The organism is Mucilaginibacter sp. A5337, from assembly GCF_059690695.1.
In genome coordinates this window covers 766,268-783,028 of record NZ_JCAWEC010000001.1, presented here as the reverse complement: position 1 = coordinate 783,028, position 16,761 = coordinate 766,268, and the positions used below count along the sequence as shown (strand labels likewise).

Below are 16,761 nucleotides of genomic sequence, written 5' to 3'. Positions count from 1 at the left end.
GGGCGAAAGAGAAATCTTATACGCCCTGTAAAGTCGTTTTGCATAGTTTAGAGCTGGATGTATAAGATTTCTCCTCACCACATCCACACGTTCCCCCAACAGGTTCGTCGAAATGACATCTTCTTTTAATTCATAATCATATAATAATTAAAAGATGTGGGTACACGGTAGGTTGCAAACGAGAGCAAGAATAAAAGGGCTGAAGAGTGAAAAATTAGGATCTACAGATCATACTCCGCCAGCCAGCCTCTCAACTTCGTCAAATCTGTTTTCAAAGCAGCCGAAAACTCCTCCTTACTGATAGTAAGCTTGCGTGTACCATCTTCTGCACCGCCTAAGGGATATTCGCAGTGCAGGCTCATGGGGCTATTGATATGGTATTGTTTTAACAGGCCGAAGTACTTTTTAAAATCAACCATTCCTTCACCTAAGGGTATACTTTTTACCTGCCACTTGTCGCCTTTCTTTTCCCAGTAAAAATCTTTTATGTTAATAGTTTTGGAATAGGCTTTCAGCAGATCGAGTGTAACAGGCCAGGTGTCGGCACCTTCGGTGGTGGCATGCCTTACATCGTACTGGCAACCAATATAATTCGGGTCAAGTCCCTCAAGGCTCATCCATAAATCCCATTGCGATGCACCAAACAAATCGCCCGAATGGTTTTGATAACCACCATGCATACCATGTTTTTTGTTGAGTTTAGCAAGATCGGCCAGTTGTTTATTGATGGCTTTAATGTTCATCGGTACGCTGAGGGCCTTATCGTAATTAAACCAGGCAGTGCGGTAATATTTTATGCCCAATGCCGATGCGGTTTTCAGGATAGGTTCCGTATCTTTTTCATTAGCAGTTTTGATGTTTGTTACTATGGTGTAAACCTTAAGGCCGGCCTTTTCAATGGCTTCAACGGCCTTGGGCAAGTCATCGGCAACACGTTCAGGCAATACGTGTCCGTCTGGCCGTACGGTAAGGTCAATGCCATCAAAACCCAACTGGGCTGTTAATACAGCCATATCAGCATAGTTAAGCCAGTGCATATGTTTGGAAAATATGCTCACTTTTATTTTTTCATTTGCGGATAGGTTGCTGGAAGTATTATCGGGGTATGATGCCGGCTGATTAGCCAAAGCACTTAATCCAAAAGGCAAACCGGCGGCAGCCAGTGCGGCCGAAGCAATAAACTTTTTGCGGCTGATATTTTCCATAAGGTGTTAGAAATTGGTAATGCAATATGCCATTTTTTGCTGTTATTATTTCCTGATTTTTACTCACCTTTATCCAAACCTATTTATCATGATACTATTCTGGTACAGTGTGATACTGTTTGTAACAACCCTGGCACTCAACCTTTACCTGCTTTGGGGTTTTAAGCAAATTAAGCAGGTAAGCCGGCAACCGCTGATGAATGATCCGCCGCCCCTGGCTATTATTATACCAGTCCGCAACGAGGAAGAAGATCTTGAAAAAGCCCTGCAAAGCGTTTGTCATATCGATTATAGCAACCATCGGGTTATTGTTGTGAATGATCGCTCAACCGACCGTACTGCTGATATCCTGAAAGATTTTAGCTTACGCTATCCAAAACTTCAGGTGACTACCATAAATACTTTACCCAACGGCTGGCTGGGTAAAAACAATGCCTTGTACCAGGGGTATCTGAGCACTACCGAAGAATGGGTTCTTTTTGCCGATGCCGATATCGTTTTTCATCCCGATGCTATCAACAAGGCAGTCGGCTACGCAGTTAAACAGCAGTTAGATCATTTAACCATATTACCAGAACTCATATCCCGGTCTGCCATTTTAAACAGCGTGTTTGCAACCCTCAGCATTATGCTTATGGTGGATATGAAGCCATGGGAAGCCAAAAATCCCAAATCAAAAGCATCATCGGGTATAGGGGCTTTCAATTTGGTTAGACGTACCGCGTACGAAAAATTTGGCACTCACCGGCGTATCAAACTCCGTCCGGATGATGACCTGCAACTCGGCCGGATCATGAAGCGGGAAGGTTTCAGGCAGGATGTTTTAGCCGGTAAAGGAGCTGTTTGTCTGGAATGGTATAAAAACCTTGGCGAACTTGGGCGTGGCGTTCAGAAAAACTCATTCTCTATAGCTAATTATAACCTGGCGCAAGCCATTTTCAATGTAATTCATATGCTTTTAACTGTGGCTTTACCAATGCCGCTGATGTTCATTTTTGGCGATACAACAATCCGGATCATGGCCGGGATTATGCTGGTATTCCATATGATTTATATGGTGATAGTACCGCCCAATAAGTGGTGGTATGCATTTATGATCCCATTTTCAGCGTTCTTTTTGGCATGGCATTTTTTAAAAGCATCCGTTATTACTGTTGCACGGGGTGGCATTTACTGGCGGGATAGTTTTTATTCGCTGAAGGTGCTGAAAGGGGAGGAGTAGGCAAGATAAGGGATCACTGGGAATGTTAGCGTAAAAAACTATGTCATTGCGAGGAGGGACGACGAAGCAATCTCGTAGCTATTCAGATCGGAGATGCATTGGTTACGAGATTGCCACACTACGCAATGACATGGTTTTTATTTGTTGTCGATTTTGATCTGCTCATCACCTCTGGAATAGGCCGGGTGACAATAAAAGAGTTTTTTTCGTCCCGGCAATGTAAATAAAATACCTTTCGGTATATTTTTATAGATTATTACTTAACTTGCGAAGCACTCTGCCCTCCTTTATGAAAAAATTTAAAACGGTATTTAACCAGGTAAAATCCCTTGAAGGTGCCGAGGCGCCTGATATGAACAGCTTACTCTGGCAGCTCATTTGTTATTCGCCTAAAATGCCGGTGCGTTTGCAGCAACAGCAATTGCTTGATGAAGCTCACCAATTTACGCTTGAAGTTGATGATCCTCACTTTGCCAAATCGGCTTTAAAATTTAACGGATTTATCTGGGGCGAAGGCAGCCGCAAGATCATGATCACCCATGGCTGGGGCTCAAAAGCTGCTGATTTTGCAGAACTTATCGCCGCTTTAAAAAACATTGATGGTGTGCAGGTAATAGCCTTTGATACGCCTGGCAACGGAAGCTCGGAAGGTGAGCTGTCAAACCTGCTGCTGTTTGCCAAAGCAGCTGAAGCGGTGATCAAAACCTATGGTGCGCCGGATGTAATTATTGGGCATTCGTTGGGTGGTATGGCTAACGCTATGGCAATTAAAGAAACCGGAATTAAACCTGCTTTGTTTATCAGTATTGCCCCGCTAACCAATCTAAAGGAAAATTTTATAGCCAGCCTGAACGCGGCCGATGTAGCCCAGGTTGCGCAGGATAAGTTTTTTGCAGACTTTGAGGAGAAATTTGAGATGAACGCTTCTGGTTTTACCCTCAATAACTTATATCCCGCAGGTTCAATTTCCCGGCACTGGTTAGCCTATGATCCGGAGGATAAAGTTGCGCCCTTCCCCTTCCTTAACGCTGTCCTTACAGCTCATCCCGAGATTGAAACTAAAGTGTATGAAGGTCGCGGTCATGAACGGATCATTAAAGATGAAGCTGTTATTGCAGGCATCGTTAACCTGATAGCGTAATTATTTAGCTGCCATAACTTCGTCCATCGCCTTCATAAAGGTTGTTACTTCAATCTCGTTTCGATGTTGACTTAAGTATTTAAGTAATTGCCGGTGTGCATCGGCAGGAGTGATCAGGTAATCGCCGCCTACGCCGTGAAACATAAAAATGCCGAGGCCTCCGCTTTGCTGCACTTTCTTAACAAAATCTATCAGGGCTTCACCAGTTACCGGGTTGCCTGACACGCCCCATGAAGGCACTTTTAAAGGGTCGAGGTTTTTAAAATTGGTGATCACAGCATCTGGACCGCCGCCTATACGGGCGTATTTTGCAAGGCCGGCTTTACGCAGGGTGTCAACATAATTCACGCCTCCAACCTCAACCTCGGTACATGGGTAGGCATAGGTGCGGCTGCCCGTTTTTCCATCTACAGCAAAAAGCAGGGTGTTCATTTCATTGATCTCGCGCAGCATCATATAGGGTGTATAAATAGCCGAATTATTGGCCGGGTTGGCTTTTACATTGGTGAGCAGGCAAGGATGATACAAAGTATGGTTGGCCAGTTCATAGCCCTTTTTACCAACTTCGCGCCAGCGGGGCAAAGTAGCTTCGGTCATGTTGCCCATCAAAAAGAAAGTTGCTGTTAAGTGTGCCGAATCAAGCTGCGGAATAGCGATGTTCAATTGCGAATTGATACCATCATCATAAGTAAGCACAATGATGGCTTTTTTGCGCTTGGTTTGTTGTGCATCGGCAACGACTACAAAATTGAGCAATAAAAGAAAGATGGATAATCTTTTCATGAAGCGGGTGGTTAATTGGTTGCCCTAAAATAAAAAAATCCGGCTGATAACCGGATTTTTAAATGAGTGGCTTATAAAGAAATGTCATTTCGATGAGCAACGGCGGGCTGAGAGAGGGAGCGAAAGAGAAATCTTCTACACCAGGCTAAGCGTCTACGTATAGTGTAGAAGATTTCTCCTCACCCTAACCTTTAGCCCCTCGCCGTTCGTCGAAATGACATTGGTTTTTACCGAAATACGGCTATACAACCTCGCTCTGCACTCCCGAATAATACTTAAGCTCAATCAGATCATGCGGCAATGTTTTGGTATTCCATGCATGATGAATGGCAAGGGCGGTACCAACAGCAGTGGCTTGCGCCATTGATGCAGCGTACACTTCCAAATGCGGAAACGCAAGCGCAAGTAAATGCATGAAAACACTGTTTTTACTAAAACCGCCGTCAACGAAAATGCGTTTTACCTTGCAGCCATTTAAAACATAATTGGTGGATATGGTTTGCTGGGCAACAATATCAATCATGAGTTGATGATAAGCTTCAACATCATCGGCAAAACTGTTTAAATCGCGTTGTTCAAATGCCGATTTCTGTAACTGTCCGCTATTTTCAGTTGCCTGCAACGCAGGTTGATTATTTAATCGTGCTGCTATAGCAGGATCATAGTTTATGGTACGGTACCTGATCTCGTCTTGCTTAAAATGAGCGGCTATCCTTTTTACCTGCTGCTCATATTCATAGCCGGTAAACAAGCGCGATGCCTTTACCGGGCTGCCTTTATATTGCAGATAATTAAGACAATCTTGCTTGAGCTCATCGGCAGTAAGCGGCGTTTGGTTGAATGGATTTAGGCTGATAGACCATGTACCTGTGGAGATGAGCACAAAGGGCATATTAAAGCTTACAAGATAAGGGATAAGTGCCGCCGAACTATCATGCAGCCCGATACCAACCTTGTAAGTGCTGCCCGGAAACTCGGCAGTAAGCACACTGTCTGCTGGGTGAAGAGGCGCCATTTTAGGCAGGATCCCTTCGTCGCTGAGCCAGTTGTGGTAGGTGTTTTTACCAAAGTCCCAAAGAGCAGTGTGGCAACCAATGCTGGTTAAATCGCTCACCATTTGTCCGCTGATGAGGTAGCTCATGTATTGCGGTAAATGCAGGGCGTACTTTACCCGTTTAAATACTTCGGGCTGCTCGTATTTTAGCCTGTAAAGTTGTAATCCCGAATTAAGATTGCCCAGAACGGGCGAAGCAGTTTCCAGCGCAAACCTGGCTTCATCGCCATAGTTTTCATAAAACTGCCTGCCCAGTTCAGGCGGATATGGTTTCAGATAATTATACAGCGGGGTAAGCGGTTGGCCGTATTCGTCAACATAAACAAAGCTGGCGCCGTATGTTGAAAAATTGACCGCCTTAAGGTCGAACTCCTTATGCTTGAAAATTTCGCGCAGACTGTCAAACACCGATAGCCTGAGGCTGTCGAGGTTTTCACATGCGTCGCCATCCTCATCGTGGGTTTCCAAAAAACGGGCTGTCCGTTCAAAAACTATCTTGTAGTTTTCATCAAACAGGAACAGTTTCTTATTGGTTTTACCCACATCAAAAACGGCTATAACGGGTATCGGCTCCATAGGCTTACAATCCGGTTGATACTGCTTTTGCTCCTCGTTCGCCAATTAGCTGTTCCCTGATGCTTTGTTGCCTGTAAACAGCTAATGGGTTCAATGCTCCGCCTGCCCTTAAACGTGCTTCGGCCAATAACGGGCGAACGTCGGTACGGTAAGCTTGCTGCAAAATTTCTTGTGCAAGCACCACATCATTATCTTGTTGTGCCTGTACCAATGCTGGGGTATCAACTAAAAGTGCTTGTGCGTAGGCTATCTTAATGGCCTCTACAGATTGAATTAAATCCTCAATAGGGTCTTTTATATTATGCGATGCATCGATCATCCAACCGATAGAGGTTGCATGTGTCATGCCGCGGGCATCCATACCTTCAACCAGTTCGTTAAATATCAGGAACAGTTGATATGGATTGATGCTGCCAACGGTAAGGTCGTCGTCGCCGTATTTTGAATCGTTAAAGTGGAAACCGGCCAGCTTGCCTTCCATCAGCAGTAATGAAACTATCTGTTCAATATTGGCACCCTGTAAATGGTGACCAAGGTCAACCAGTGTTTGAGCTTTTTGCCCTAATTTAGATGACAGCAGGTATGATTGGCCCCAATCTCCAATGGTGGTTGAATAAAAGTTTGGCTCGTAAGGTTTATACTCCACCCAAACTTTCCAGTCGTCGGGTAAGGCTTCATAAATTTCCTGTAAGCTTTCCAAAGTACGCTCAAAAGCGCCGCGCATATTCAATTGCCCCGGGAAGTTTGATCCGTCCGACAGCCAAACAGACAAAGCCTTTGAATCAAGCTCAACGCCGTATTTAATAACCTCAATATTGTGGACTACAGCCTGTTTGCGTACTGCTTTATCTACATGGTGTAATGAGCCAAATTTGTAGCTGTATTCCTGATTGGGCTGATCCTGAAAAGTATTAGAGTTTACAGCGTCAAAATGCAAACCCAATTGTGCTGCATGCGCTTTTATAGCCGAAGCGTTGGATGGGATATCCCATGGGATGTGCAGTGATATGGAATTGCTGCTGCGGTTAAGCGCATGGATCAGGCCCACATCTTCAATTTTTTCTTCCAGGCTGCGTGGCTCACCGCCACCCGAAAACCTGCCGAAACGCGTACCGCCGGTGCCCAAAGCCCAGCTTGGTATGGCAATATTAAAATCAATCAGTTTTTGCAGGATAGCATCCAGGTTTTTTACATCACCGGCAACAAAATCAAACCTGCGCTGATGATCTTTCTGCTGCTGATGATTGGCTTCATCAATTTTATATTTTTCTAACTGCATAATTGGTATTGGTTATGATTATATGAGCAAGTTCAGATGCCCACGCTTGAACTGGCTATGTGAATTTTATTCCCTCCCTTGGGAGGGGTGCAGATGGATTGCGCGGTGGCAGGGAGGGGTTTATACGTCTTGCTTAACGATTAAGCTTATCGAAGAAACCCCTCCCTATACCCTCCCAAGGGAGGGAATCGCACTACCCCATGCTTTTTACTTTCTTTTAATATCTAAGACCATGAACCATGATCCATCAACTACAAACTACCTCACAAACGCCATCGCCACACCGCCATCAACATTTAACACGTTACCGGTTGATTTGTTGAGCAGACCGCCTGTAAAAGCGAAACATGCGTTAGCAATATCGGCAGGTAAAATTACCTCGTTCAATAAAGTACGTTTGGCATAGTAAGCCGGCAGTTCTTCAACAGTAACGCCATAAGCTTTAGCGCGACCTTCGGCCCATCCGCCGGCCCAAATGTTGCTGTCGCTGATCACTGCATCCGGGTTAACTACGTTCACGCGGATTTTATCGGTACCAAGTTCGGCAGCGTTTAACCTGCTCAGATGTAACTGGGCCGATTTTGCTGAGCCATAGCCCGCATTGTTTGGTCCGCTAACCAAGGCGTTTTTGCTTACAATGTTAATGATATCGCCGCCGATGTCTTGTTTTTTCATCACAGCTACAGCTGCCTGGGTAATGAAGAACTGGCCTTTAACCAATACATCATACAATAAATCCCAATCTTTCTCGGTATGGTCGGCAATTGATTTAGAGATAGATAAACCGGCATTGTTCACCACGATATCCACACCGCCAAAAGCTAAGGCCGCAACTTCAAGCGCTTCGTTTATCTGTCTGGCATTGGTTACGTCAAGTACGGCCGTTGTGTACGAATCCCTGCCATATTGTTTTTTGAACTCTTCGCCGGCACCTTCCAAACGTTCTGCATTCATATCATTTAAGATAACCACAGCGCCCTCGTCAACAAATTTTTTGGCGATAGCTTTACCTATACCGCCTGCGCTGCCTGTGATCAGGGCGATTTTACCTGACAGTGCTTTTGGCTTAGGCATACGCTGTAATTTAGCTTCTTCCAGCAACCAATACTCAATATCAAAAGCTTCCTGGCGTGGCAACGAAGTATATTCAGAGATAGCCTCGGCACCCTTCATTACATTGATAGCGTTTGTATAAAACTCTGCAGCAACACGGGCGGTTTGTTTATCTTTTGAGAAAGAGAATAAGCCCACGCCCGGATACAGTATAATTACCGGGTTGGTATCCCTGATAGCCGGACTGTTATCGTGTTTACAGGTGTTGTAATAATCGGTATACATTTGGCGGTAGGCCTCAAATGCAGGGGCCAAACGCGCTTTCAATGCAGTAACATCGCTCAAGTCTTCACCCGGTGCAAGGTCAAGCACCAGCGGACTGATCTTAGTACGCAGGAAGTGGTCAGGGCAGCTGGTACCCAATGGTGCCAAACGGTCAAGATCATTGGAGTTGATGAATTCTAATACGCGGGCGTCATCGGTAAAGTGGCCTACCATGTGCCTGTAGCTTGAGCAAAAGCCCCGTAATACCGGTGCAAGTGCAGCAGCTTGTTTTTTACGGTCGGCCTCGTCCAAGCTTTCAACTTTTTGTCCGCCAAAAACAGGTCCTTTTTTGCCATAGTTTTCTTCCAGGTATTCGGCACAACGCTCAATAACTTCAAGCGTGTTCATATAGCTTTCATAAGCAGTATCGCCCCAGGTAAATAAACCATGTGAGCCCAGCATGATGCCGCGGATACCAGGATTTTCATCTAAACATTGTTTCAGCTGAAGACCGAGCTCAAAGCCTGGTTTTTTCCATTCAACCCAACCAATGGTACCATTAAAAAGTTCCTGGGTTATTTTTTTACCGTCTTTTGCTGCCGCGATGGCGATAGCAGCATCAGGGTGCAGGTGATCGATGTGTTTGAATGGCAGAAAACCGTGAAGCGGGGTATCAATAGATGGTGCTTTTGAGTTAAGATCGTAGATGCAATGATTAAACAACTCAACCATTTCATCCTCAAATTCAACACCGCGATAGATGTTTTTAAGGCTGCGCAAACGATCAACGTACAAGGCAGCTAACCCGCTTTTTTTCAGGGTCCCAATATCACCGCCCGATCCTTTGATCCACATTACTTCAACGTCATTGCCGGTTAAAGGATCCTTACTGTTAAGCTTGCACGATGTGTTACCACCTCCATAGTTGGTAAGGCGCAAATCGGCACCCAGAAGGTTGGAGCGGTATATAAGCAGGGCTACTTCATCGCCTTCCAGTTCGGCGGCTTTTGCTTCATCCCACAAATAGCTTACATGTTTAAATTCAGTTGTTTTCGATGACATATTTTTCAATTAGTGAATTAGCGAGTTATTGACTTAGTGAATTTTATTTTTTTTATTATTTAATTGAGTTTCCATATCCCACAACAAGCACCGATAGTATAATGACTGCTATACCGGCTATTACCGTTGCGAATGCTTTTTTACTTACACCTTTCCACTCTTTAAGCACCAGGCCCCATGTATTGGCTATCAGGATAATGAAAGCCATGTGCAGGATCCACGAGCTTGCGCCGTTACCCATTTTGCTTTCGCCCATACCATAAAAAAAGAACTGTAAAAACCACGTTGTACCCGCCAACGCTGCAAACAGGTAGTTTTTAAGTAATGGCGTTTTTTTATCGGTATAATTATCAAACGTTTTGTTACGGGCGTTCAATATCATACACCATATAAAGTTGGTTGTTAGGCCTCCCCAAAGTATAATGATATAGGTTACATTGTTGGCGTACAGAAAATTACCCTGTCCCGGATGGCCTGCCTGCCATGCATGATTGGCCGTATCGGCCATGGTTTTACCGGCCTCGATACCGAAGTTGAAGCATGCGCTCAATATGCCGGATACTATAGCCACCACTATACCCAAACCAAAGCGGTAATCTTTGTTTTCCTGGGCTATAGTTTTATCTGCCGATAGCTCTTTTTCTTTCATTGTGCCGGCTTTACCGCATATGATAATACCTACAACGCAGAGCAAAATGCCTAATAAAACTGCCTGTCCCCATTGGGTATGCAGCATCAGCGTAAAAGTGTCTTTCCCTTCCTTTGGAAAAAAATCATAATACACCGATGGTATTATCGACCCAAAAACCGAACATAGTCCAAGTATAATAGTGCTTCCTAATGATACACCTAAATAGCGTACCCCTAAGCCATAGGTTAAACCACCAATTCCCCATAACAAACCCATAAGGTATGTCCAGCCAAGGGTTGCTGTATCTGTATGGCTTATAATATCGGCAAAGCCCGGTATGGTTAGCCACGCTGCGAGTGGCGGTACTATGAGCCATGAAAAAAAACCACCTACTATCCAGTAGCTTTCCCAGGCCCAGCCTTTTATTTTTTTGTAGGGGATGTAAAAGCTCCCCGAAGCAAAGCCACCGATAAAATGAAAGATGACTCCTAAAATTATTTGCATATTCTCTAATTGGTTTATATTGGTAAGGCTAATGTAGATAATATAAATGCCGGAACTGTCCTTTGCTGTCATGGATGTGACCATTAACTGTCTGAACCAGGATTTGAAGGATTAATGGGATGGACAGGATTTCATCGCGTGGTTTGATATCAAACTGTTAAAGAAATCCCATAATCCGGCAAATCCACCCAAATCCCGGTTCTGTTTATTATTTTGGCGTCAAATACATCACCATGCAGGCATATATTTTAGGGATTGATATTGGTACCGGCAGTACTAAGGCCGTAGCTATAAGTTTAACGGGCGAACCCCTGGGCACAGTATCCAATCATTACCCGATTAACAGTCCCGAACCTGGCTACAGCGAACAGGATCCTTTGTTGATCTGGGATGCTTTTGTAAAATGCCTTGCAGGTATTATCGGAAAATTGGGGGCAGTTCCGCAGGCCGTAAGCCTGAGTAGCGCTATGCACAGCATTATTCCGGTTGATGAAAATGGAGAAGCATTGCTGCCTATGATAACCTGGGCTGATGCCCGGAGCGAGAACATTGCGCAGGCTTTAAGAAAAACAGGGCAGGGCGCATCGTTATATCATAATTGCGGTACCGCTATTCACGCCATGTCGCCTTTAAATAAATTGCTTTGGCTGCGCGCTAACCGGGCTGAAGTTTTTGACGCGGCGCACAAATTTATTTCGATAAAAGAGTTTATCTGGTTCAAACTTTTTGGTGTTTTTGAGGTGGATTATTCTATTGCCTCTGCAACCGGACTGTTTGATATTGTTAAAAAAGAATGGAATGAAGAGGCTATGACCGTAACCGGCATTACAACCTCAAAGTTATCTACCCCGGTTAATACAACTTATTATCGTAATGACATCAAGCCGGAAGTTGTTTCGTTAACCGGTATTAATGCCAAGACACCGTTTGTAATGGGAGCGAGTGACGGCGCTTGCGCTAATTTAGGCAGTCACACTACCGGCCCTGATGTGGCAGCACTTACCATCGGCACCAGCGGCGCAGTACGCATTACCAGTCCGAAGCCGGTTTACAATTTCGATGCGATGGTTTTTAATTACCTGCTCGATGAGCAAACTTATGTTTGCGGCGGAGCAGTAAACAATGGTGGTATAGCGGTAAACTGGTTGCTCAAAAACTTTTTGCAAAAGGACAACCTTACAACCTCAGATTATGATGCTTTATTTGATGAAATAGCATCCGTACCTGCCGGAAGCAACGGGCTGATATTTTTACCATACTTGTACGGCGAACGTGCACCACTTTGGGACACCAAAACCTGCGGCACATTTTTTAATATAAAACCGGTACATACACGTTCACACTTTTTACGTGCGGGGCTTGAAGGAATTTGCTTTGCGCTGAACGATGTGCTTAAAACATTGGAAGATGCTTCGGGAGAGATTGTGCAGGTGAACATCAGTGGAGGTTTTACCAGTTCGGCTGTATGGACTCAAGTGCTGGCCGATATTACCGGGAAAAGGCTTGCCGTGCTCCAGTCTGAAGATTCATCAGCGCTGGGTGCTATTTATCTCGCTGCGCGGGTATTGCATCCCGAAAGTTATGACATGCTCACCAGGGTTGAACAACAGGACTTTATCGAACCTGATACTAAAAATCATGAAGTTTATAGCAAGATGTTCCCGGTATTTAAAAAGCTATATAACGATTTAAAGGATAGCATGCATTTGGTAGATGGGTGGGAATAAGACTATTCCAATCGCAGCCATTTCACCAATCTCCAACACCCATACACAATAACGGGGGCAGCCAATACATCAATGGTATAGTGGATGTGCTGTATCAGCAGCATTATCACCAGCAACAGTGCGGCAATTAAAGCTATTATTTTGTCTGTACGTTTTTGCAAATGCAGATAAACCAACACCATGGTTGCCGTATGCCCCGAAAAAAACAGGTCTTTAGTAATAAATGTATGCCCGTAAAAAACGCTGGTACTTGGGTCAATAAGCGGCACAAGGCCAACCGGTGGATTAAGTTTAACCAGGCTTATGGTAACAAAGCGGGCTATACATACTAAATTCAGTGTCCAGATATAGCTGATACATACCTTTGGATTATACAATCCACGCCACATCATGAGCAGGCCCATACTCCAGATAAGTATAAAGATCGGAACCGAAAGATCGTAAGATGGCAAATGAGCCAATATCCAATCGTTAAGTACAACGCCGTCTGTTCTGTTTTCTATGTGCTTGAAAAATGATGGTAGCAGGTTAATGATGAGTACTATAACAATAGTAGCACTCAGTAGCTTAAGTCGGCTGGCTCTTGTATTGTAGGCGTTTTGCCAGAGTTGTTTTATATGATAGATAGACGATAAATTCAATCTGTATTTTTTTTATGTAAGCCCGCAAAAATACGGTTTGCTGATTAATATTAAGTAATTGTCAGGTGTTTGTTAATTTAATACGCGCAAATATGCATAATAAAAACAAATGCAATATAGTTGCATTAACTTATTTATATTTGCATCATGGATTTTCAAAAGCTTTCGCCCAGGCTGGATAATATAGGTATTACCGCTTCAACGCTTTGTGCCGTTCACTGTGCAGTAGTGCCTTTGTTGTTTACCAGTTTGCCGCTGGTTGGTCTTGGTTTTTTAGCCAATGCCTGGGTAGAGTGGGGGATGATCATTTTTGCACTGGCTATAGGTATTTATTCTATTGGCTTATCCTATAAACGTACCCATCATCGGTTGGTACCGTTAATGATGCTGGTATTGGGTTTTGCTATCATTATGGGCGGGCATGCGTTCGCGACAACAGGAAAAACCGAGGCTATGATAGTCCCTTTTGGTGGGTTGCTGATAGCTGCCGCGCATTATGTAAACTACAAGTATACCGGTGCCTGCAATCATGATCATAAAACATATAAACTTAAAAAGTTGAATAATGGATAAGCGCCACAGGAAATTCTTTTACAAATTTTTGCTGTTTAATTGCTTTTTAAGTCCTGCCTGTAATCATGAAAAGCATAACAGTGGGGTGCCGGACCATCATACTAAGCCAATAAAAAATACCGTTATAAAAGACGGCAACTAACAGCTCATATTATACGTACCATTATTAAATTAGCGGCCTTATAATTATTACCTGATTAATACATGACACAAACCCGGGATATACATCATTTTGAGCACCTGCTTGATAAGCATCACCTAAAAAAAACTGCGCCAAGATTACGGGTTTTATCAATGATGTCATCCAGACATACGGCTACATCACAGCCCGATCTGGAGAGCCTGATGCATGATATCGACAGGGTTACCCTTTATCGTATTCTCAACGCTTTTGAAGAAAAAGGCATTATCCATAAGGTTTTTGATCTGAACGGTACGGCAAATTATGCGCTGTGCTCATCAAACTGTAACGAGCACGACCATCATGACGAGCATTTGCATTTCAATTGCACGCAGTGCAAAAATGTATATTGCCTTAATGATATGAACCTGCCTGCTATAAACCTGCCTGCAGGTTTTGAACCACATGGCTTTACTTTGTATGCTCATGGCTTATGCCCTAAGTGCAGTAAAAAGGCGGTGAAGAAATGAGATACATCGCTTTCTTAGGGATGATTATCCTGGTATTCTGGTTTCAAAATTCATTCGCGCAGCAAAAAGATACTATCCCGGCTGTTACTACCTTTAAGTTTAAAACAGTTATCATTGATGCCGGACACGGAGGTAAAGATGCAGGTGCGCGCGGCTCACATTCGTTTGAGAAAAATGTAACATTGTCTATAGCCCTGAAGCTTAAGGCCGCGCTTGATACGGCTATTACCGATGTTAAATCCATCCTTACCCGTACCGATGATACTTTTATTCCGCTAAACCAGCGCTCGGCTATTGCCAATCAAAATCATGGTAACCTGTTTATATCTATTCACTGCAACTCATCGCCTGAGGGCACTGCCGCCCGTGCACATAAACAAAAAGGGGTGTTGCTGCTGGTATATGGTTTCCACCGCCTTAAGGAACAGGAAGAGGCCGTGCGTGAAAATGCTTCAATTTTTCAGGAGAAGGATTATAAGCAGAACTATGAAAGTTATGATGAAAGTGATCCTTCAAACCTGATCGTACTGAATGCTTATATCCAAAAATATCGCAAGCAAAGTATCCGTTTCGGCGATCTGCTCGATGATGAGTTCACCGGGGTAGATGGCCGTGAGAGTAACGGCGTTAAAGAGCAGGGGGTACTGGTGCTGGCCCACAGCGCTATGCCTGCCGTATTGATCGAAACCGGTTTTATCAATAACCCGGAAGAGGAGGAGTACCTGAACTCAGACGAAGGGCAGCATGAAATTGTAATGTCGATCATCAGGGCACTAAGGAATTACAGGAAGGCGATAGGGTCGTAAAAAAGCTATTGTACCCTCCTTATTGTCATTTCGAAGGAGCAGGGTATAGCCAAGAGCGTGTGGGCGAAAGAGAAATCTTATACGCCTTGCAAATTCGATCTGTATAGTTCATTGGCATGCTGTATAAGATTTCTCCCTGCGATCGAAATGACAAAATAAAAAAGATGTCATTTCGATTGAGCAAAGGGAAGGAAAGTGCGTTGGGGCGAAAGAGAAATCTTATACTCCCTGCAAATTCGACTTGCATAGTTCAATGCATGCTGTATAGATTTCTCCCTACGGTCGAAATGACATCGTGTGTTTATTATCCAATAACACTATCATTTAAAAATTTCCAGCCAGGATTAGTTGTCTCTGTTAGTGCGTTTTTCTTTTCTCTACGCCATTTTTTTATTTCTTTCTCTCTGGCTATGGCACGTTCAATGTTAGTAAAGTGTTCGTAATAAACTAAATGATAACAATAGTATTTACCTGTAAATGATTTGATAGTACCCTTATTTTCGAGATGCTGCATAACACACACGCTTATGTCGTTTGTTACTCTTATGTATAGTACAGTTTTACCGGGATTGGTAGTGATATAAACGTAGTAATTATGATTCCACATGTTTTTAAATGTAGATATTTTTAATCAAAAGAAAATCGTCAATTCGAACGAGGAACGGGGAGAAATCTTATACAACAAGTAAGCGGGCTATGCAGATTGAATTTGGAGGGCGTATAAGATTTCTCTTTCGCTCCGCCGCTCTCTCCTCACCCTGCTCTATCGAAATGACAATACGGTTAACGCTCTGCCACCGTACTATACAAAAACACCGCCGATTCCCCCAATATCACCTGGTCGCCTTCATTTAAAGGGTGACCTATCTGGGTGGAATTAAGTTTGATCATTTTGCCATCTGCAGCTATGTGGATCTTGGTTTTGTTGCGTGGGGGCACTCCTCCTTCATCAGCGAAGATCATAAAACGTTCACTTTCTGCATCCCATTCAATATGGGCATGCTGCCTGCTGATGTATTTATTGCTTTCATCGCTGCTGTCTCCCGGAAAAACCAATTGATTAAGCCTGAATGAGCCATTTTCAGTAACGGCCTTCTTGTCCCGGCCAATGTTGAGCTTGGGATCGGTTGCTTTAATCAGGTATTCTTCCTTTTCAGCCTCACCGCTCAGAATCCGTAAATAGGCCGTAAAAGAGGCTGCGTTATGGGCAACCTGCTTACGGGTGTTCATAACAAAAGCTACATCCAGGTCGTGCATTCTTCTGGCATCCGCCGGGAACTGCTCCGTAAATTCAACATCAAGTGTCCAATCCGAAGGTAAGTTAATGGCAAAATCGTCGGCTATTTTTTGCACCTCGTTTTTGAATAGCTGTTTATCGTGCACATAAACTGCGCCTTCGTAAATAGACTTATCATCAGCGTCGGAGGCTATAAAAAGCTTCAACTCTTTGATGTGGCCGCCTTCGCCACCCTCTATCTTTTGCAACGACTCTTTAATGAAACGTAGTATTGCTTCACGCAAGCTTTTTACATCCCAGGGTTGTTTTTCGCCGCTTCTCTTAAATAAACTAAATGCCATTTGCTCTTTCC

The 16,761-nt window shown here is 43.9% G+C and carries 15 protein-coding genes; 6 read left to right on the top strand and 9 right to left on the bottom strand.

The annotated features are described in order from the left end of the window. Positions 1-221: 221 nt before the first annotated feature. On the bottom strand, positions 222-1,205 hold the full coding sequence (locus AC59JO_RS03160; protein WP_497303373.1) for a sugar phosphate isomerase/epimerase family protein: 984 nt from the start codon (positions 1,203-1,205) through the stop codon (positions 222-224). Positions 1,206-1,293: 88 nt separating this feature from the next. Between AC59JO_RS03160 and AC59JO_RS03155 the strand changes: the two genes are divergently transcribed. Together AC59JO_RS03155 and AC59JO_RS03150 are read left to right on the top strand one after the other, a co-directional pair. Then, positions 1,294-2,427, top strand: a complete 1,134-nt coding sequence (locus AC59JO_RS03155; protein WP_497303371.1) for a glycosyltransferase family 2 protein — start codon at positions 1,294-1,296, stop codon at positions 2,425-2,427. A gap of 289 nt (positions 2,428-2,716) precedes the next feature. Next, complete coding sequence (locus AC59JO_RS03150; protein WP_413669156.1) at positions 2,717-3,568, top strand: alpha/beta fold hydrolase; 852 nt, start codon at positions 2,717-2,719, stop codon at positions 3,566-3,568. Here AC59JO_RS03150 and AC59JO_RS03145 read toward each other — a convergent pair whose 3' ends face one another. The 5 genes from AC59JO_RS03145 to rhaT all read right to left on the bottom strand — a co-directional run bounded on the left by AC59JO_RS03145 (position 3,569) and on the right by rhaT (position 10,774). Further along, positions 3,569-4,351 (bottom strand): polysaccharide deacetylase family protein, encoded by a 783-nt coding sequence (locus AC59JO_RS03145; RefSeq protein WP_413669155.1) that lies wholly within the window; start codon positions 4,349-4,351, stop codon positions 3,569-3,571. Positions 4,352-4,592: 241 nt separating this feature from the next. After that, on the bottom strand, positions 4,593-5,981 hold the full coding sequence (locus AC59JO_RS03140; RefSeq protein WP_413669154.1) for an FGGY-family carbohydrate kinase: 1,389 nt from the start codon (positions 5,979-5,981) through the stop codon (positions 4,593-4,595). Between the two features lie 4 nt (positions 5,982-5,985). Further along, the gene (locus AC59JO_RS03135) at positions 5,986-7,260 is read right to left on the bottom strand and encodes a sugar isomerase (RefSeq protein WP_497303368.1); all 1,275 of its coding nucleotides are present in this window, start codon (positions 7,258-7,260) and stop codon (positions 5,986-5,988) included. A 258-nt stretch (positions 7,261-7,518) separates the two neighbouring features. After that, positions 7,519-9,639 carry a bifunctional aldolase/short-chain dehydrogenase gene (locus tag AC59JO_RS03130; protein WP_497303366.1) on the bottom strand — a complete coding sequence of 707 codons (2,121 nt, stop codon included), beginning with the start codon at positions 9,637-9,639 and terminating at the stop codon, positions 7,519-7,521. A 55-nt stretch (positions 9,640-9,694) separates the two neighbouring features. Continuing rightward, positions 9,695-10,774, bottom strand: coding sequence for an L-rhamnose/proton symporter RhaT (gene rhaT / locus AC59JO_RS03125; protein ID WP_413671111.1), 1,080 nt, complete (start codon positions 10,772-10,774; stop codon positions 9,695-9,697). A gap of 233 nt (positions 10,775-11,007) precedes the next feature. Here rhaT and AC59JO_RS03120 point away from each other — a divergent pair, with 233 nt between their 5' ends. Next, a complete protein-coding gene (locus AC59JO_RS03120; RefSeq protein ID WP_497303364.1) occupies positions 11,008-12,501 on the top strand; it encodes a gluconokinase in 1,494 nt (497 codons plus the stop codon). Positions 12,502-12,503: 2 nt separating this feature from the next. Here AC59JO_RS03120 and AC59JO_RS03115 read toward each other — a convergent pair whose 3' ends face one another. Beyond that, positions 12,504-13,142, bottom strand: coding sequence for a phosphatase PAP2-related protein (locus AC59JO_RS03115; protein ID WP_497303362.1), 639 nt, complete (start codon positions 13,140-13,142; stop codon positions 12,504-12,506). A 147-nt stretch (positions 13,143-13,289) separates the two neighbouring features. Here AC59JO_RS03115 and AC59JO_RS03110 point away from each other — a divergent pair, with 147 nt between their 5' ends. From AC59JO_RS03110 to AC59JO_RS03100, 3 genes are all read left to right on the top strand, one after another. Beyond that, positions 13,290-13,715, top strand: a complete 426-nt coding sequence (locus AC59JO_RS03110) for a MerC domain-containing protein (RefSeq protein WP_497303360.1) — start codon at positions 13,290-13,292, stop codon at positions 13,713-13,715. Positions 13,716-13,919: 204 nt separating this feature from the next. Further along, a complete protein-coding gene (locus AC59JO_RS03105) occupies positions 13,920-14,366 on the top strand; it encodes a Fur family transcriptional regulator (protein ID WP_091222256.1) in 447 nt (148 codons plus the stop codon). After that, positions 14,363-15,172 (top strand): N-acetylmuramoyl-L-alanine amidase family protein, encoded by an 810-nt coding sequence (locus AC59JO_RS03100; protein ID WP_413669148.1) that lies wholly within the window; start codon positions 14,363-14,365, stop codon positions 15,170-15,172. Before AC59JO_RS03105 ends, AC59JO_RS03100 begins: the two co-directional genes overlap by 4 nt. A 304-nt stretch (positions 15,173-15,476) precedes the next feature. Here AC59JO_RS03100 and AC59JO_RS03095 read toward each other — a convergent pair whose 3' ends face one another. Together AC59JO_RS03095 and AC59JO_RS03090 are read right to left on the bottom strand one after the other, a co-directional pair. Further along, positions 15,477-15,779, bottom strand: coding sequence for a GIY-YIG nuclease family protein (locus tag AC59JO_RS03095; protein ID WP_413669147.1), 303 nt, complete (start codon positions 15,777-15,779; stop codon positions 15,477-15,479). 176 nt (positions 15,780-15,955) lie between these two features. Beyond that, positions 15,956-16,750: an FHA domain-containing protein gene (locus AC59JO_RS03090; protein WP_497303357.1), complete on the bottom strand. Its 795-nt coding sequence runs from the start codon at positions 16,748-16,750 to the stop codon at positions 15,956-15,958. Positions 16,751-16,761 lie beyond the last annotated feature (11 nt).

Excerpts from the sequence above, each read along its gene's own strand:
- AC59JO_RS03100 (WP_413669148.1), top strand. The coding sequence starts at position 14,363 with ATGAGATACATCGCTTTCTTAGGGATGATTATCCTGGTATTCTGGTTT.
- rhaT (WP_413671111.1), bottom strand. The coding sequence starts at position 10,774 with ATGCAAATAATTTTAGGAGTCATCTTTCATTTTATCGGTGGCTTTGCT.
- AC59JO_RS03090 (WP_497303357.1), bottom strand. The coding sequence starts at position 16,750 with ATGGCATTTAGTTTATTTAAGAGAAGCGGCGAAAAACAACCCTGGGAT.
- AC59JO_RS03095 (WP_413669147.1), bottom strand. The coding sequence starts at position 15,779 with ATGTGGAATCATAATTACTACGTTTATATCACTACCAATCCCGGTAAA.
- AC59JO_RS03110 (WP_497303360.1), top strand. The coding sequence starts at position 13,290 with ATGGATTTTCAAAAGCTTTCGCCCAGGCTGGATAATATAGGTATTACC.
- AC59JO_RS03135 (WP_497303368.1), bottom strand. The coding sequence starts at position 7,260 with ATGCAGTTAGAAAAATATAAAATTGATGAAGCCAATCATCAGCAGCAG.
- AC59JO_RS03145 (WP_413669155.1), bottom strand. The coding sequence starts at position 4,351 with ATGAAAAGATTATCCATCTTTCTTTTATTGCTCAATTTTGTAGTCGTT.
- AC59JO_RS03140 (WP_413669154.1), bottom strand. The coding sequence starts at position 5,981 with ATGGAGCCGATACCCGTTATAGCCGTTTTTGATGTGGGTAAAACCAAT.
- AC59JO_RS03130 (WP_497303366.1), bottom strand. The coding sequence starts at position 9,639 with ATGTCATCGAAAACAACTGAATTTAAACATGTAAGCTATTTGTGGGAT.
- AC59JO_RS03150 (WP_413669156.1), top strand. The coding sequence starts at position 2,717 with ATGAAAAAATTTAAAACGGTATTTAACCAGGTAAAATCCCTTGAAGGT.
- AC59JO_RS03160 (WP_497303373.1), bottom strand. The coding sequence starts at position 1,205 with ATGGAAAATATCAGCCGCAAAAAGTTTATTGCTTCGGCCGCACTGGCT.
- AC59JO_RS03120 (WP_497303364.1), top strand. The coding sequence starts at position 11,008 with ATGCAGGCATATATTTTAGGGATTGATATTGGTACCGGCAGTACTAAG.
- AC59JO_RS03155 (WP_497303371.1), top strand. The coding sequence starts at position 1,294 with ATGATACTATTCTGGTACAGTGTGATACTGTTTGTAACAACCCTGGCA.
- AC59JO_RS03105 (WP_091222256.1), top strand. The coding sequence starts at position 13,920 with ATGACACAAACCCGGGATATACATCATTTTGAGCACCTGCTTGATAAG.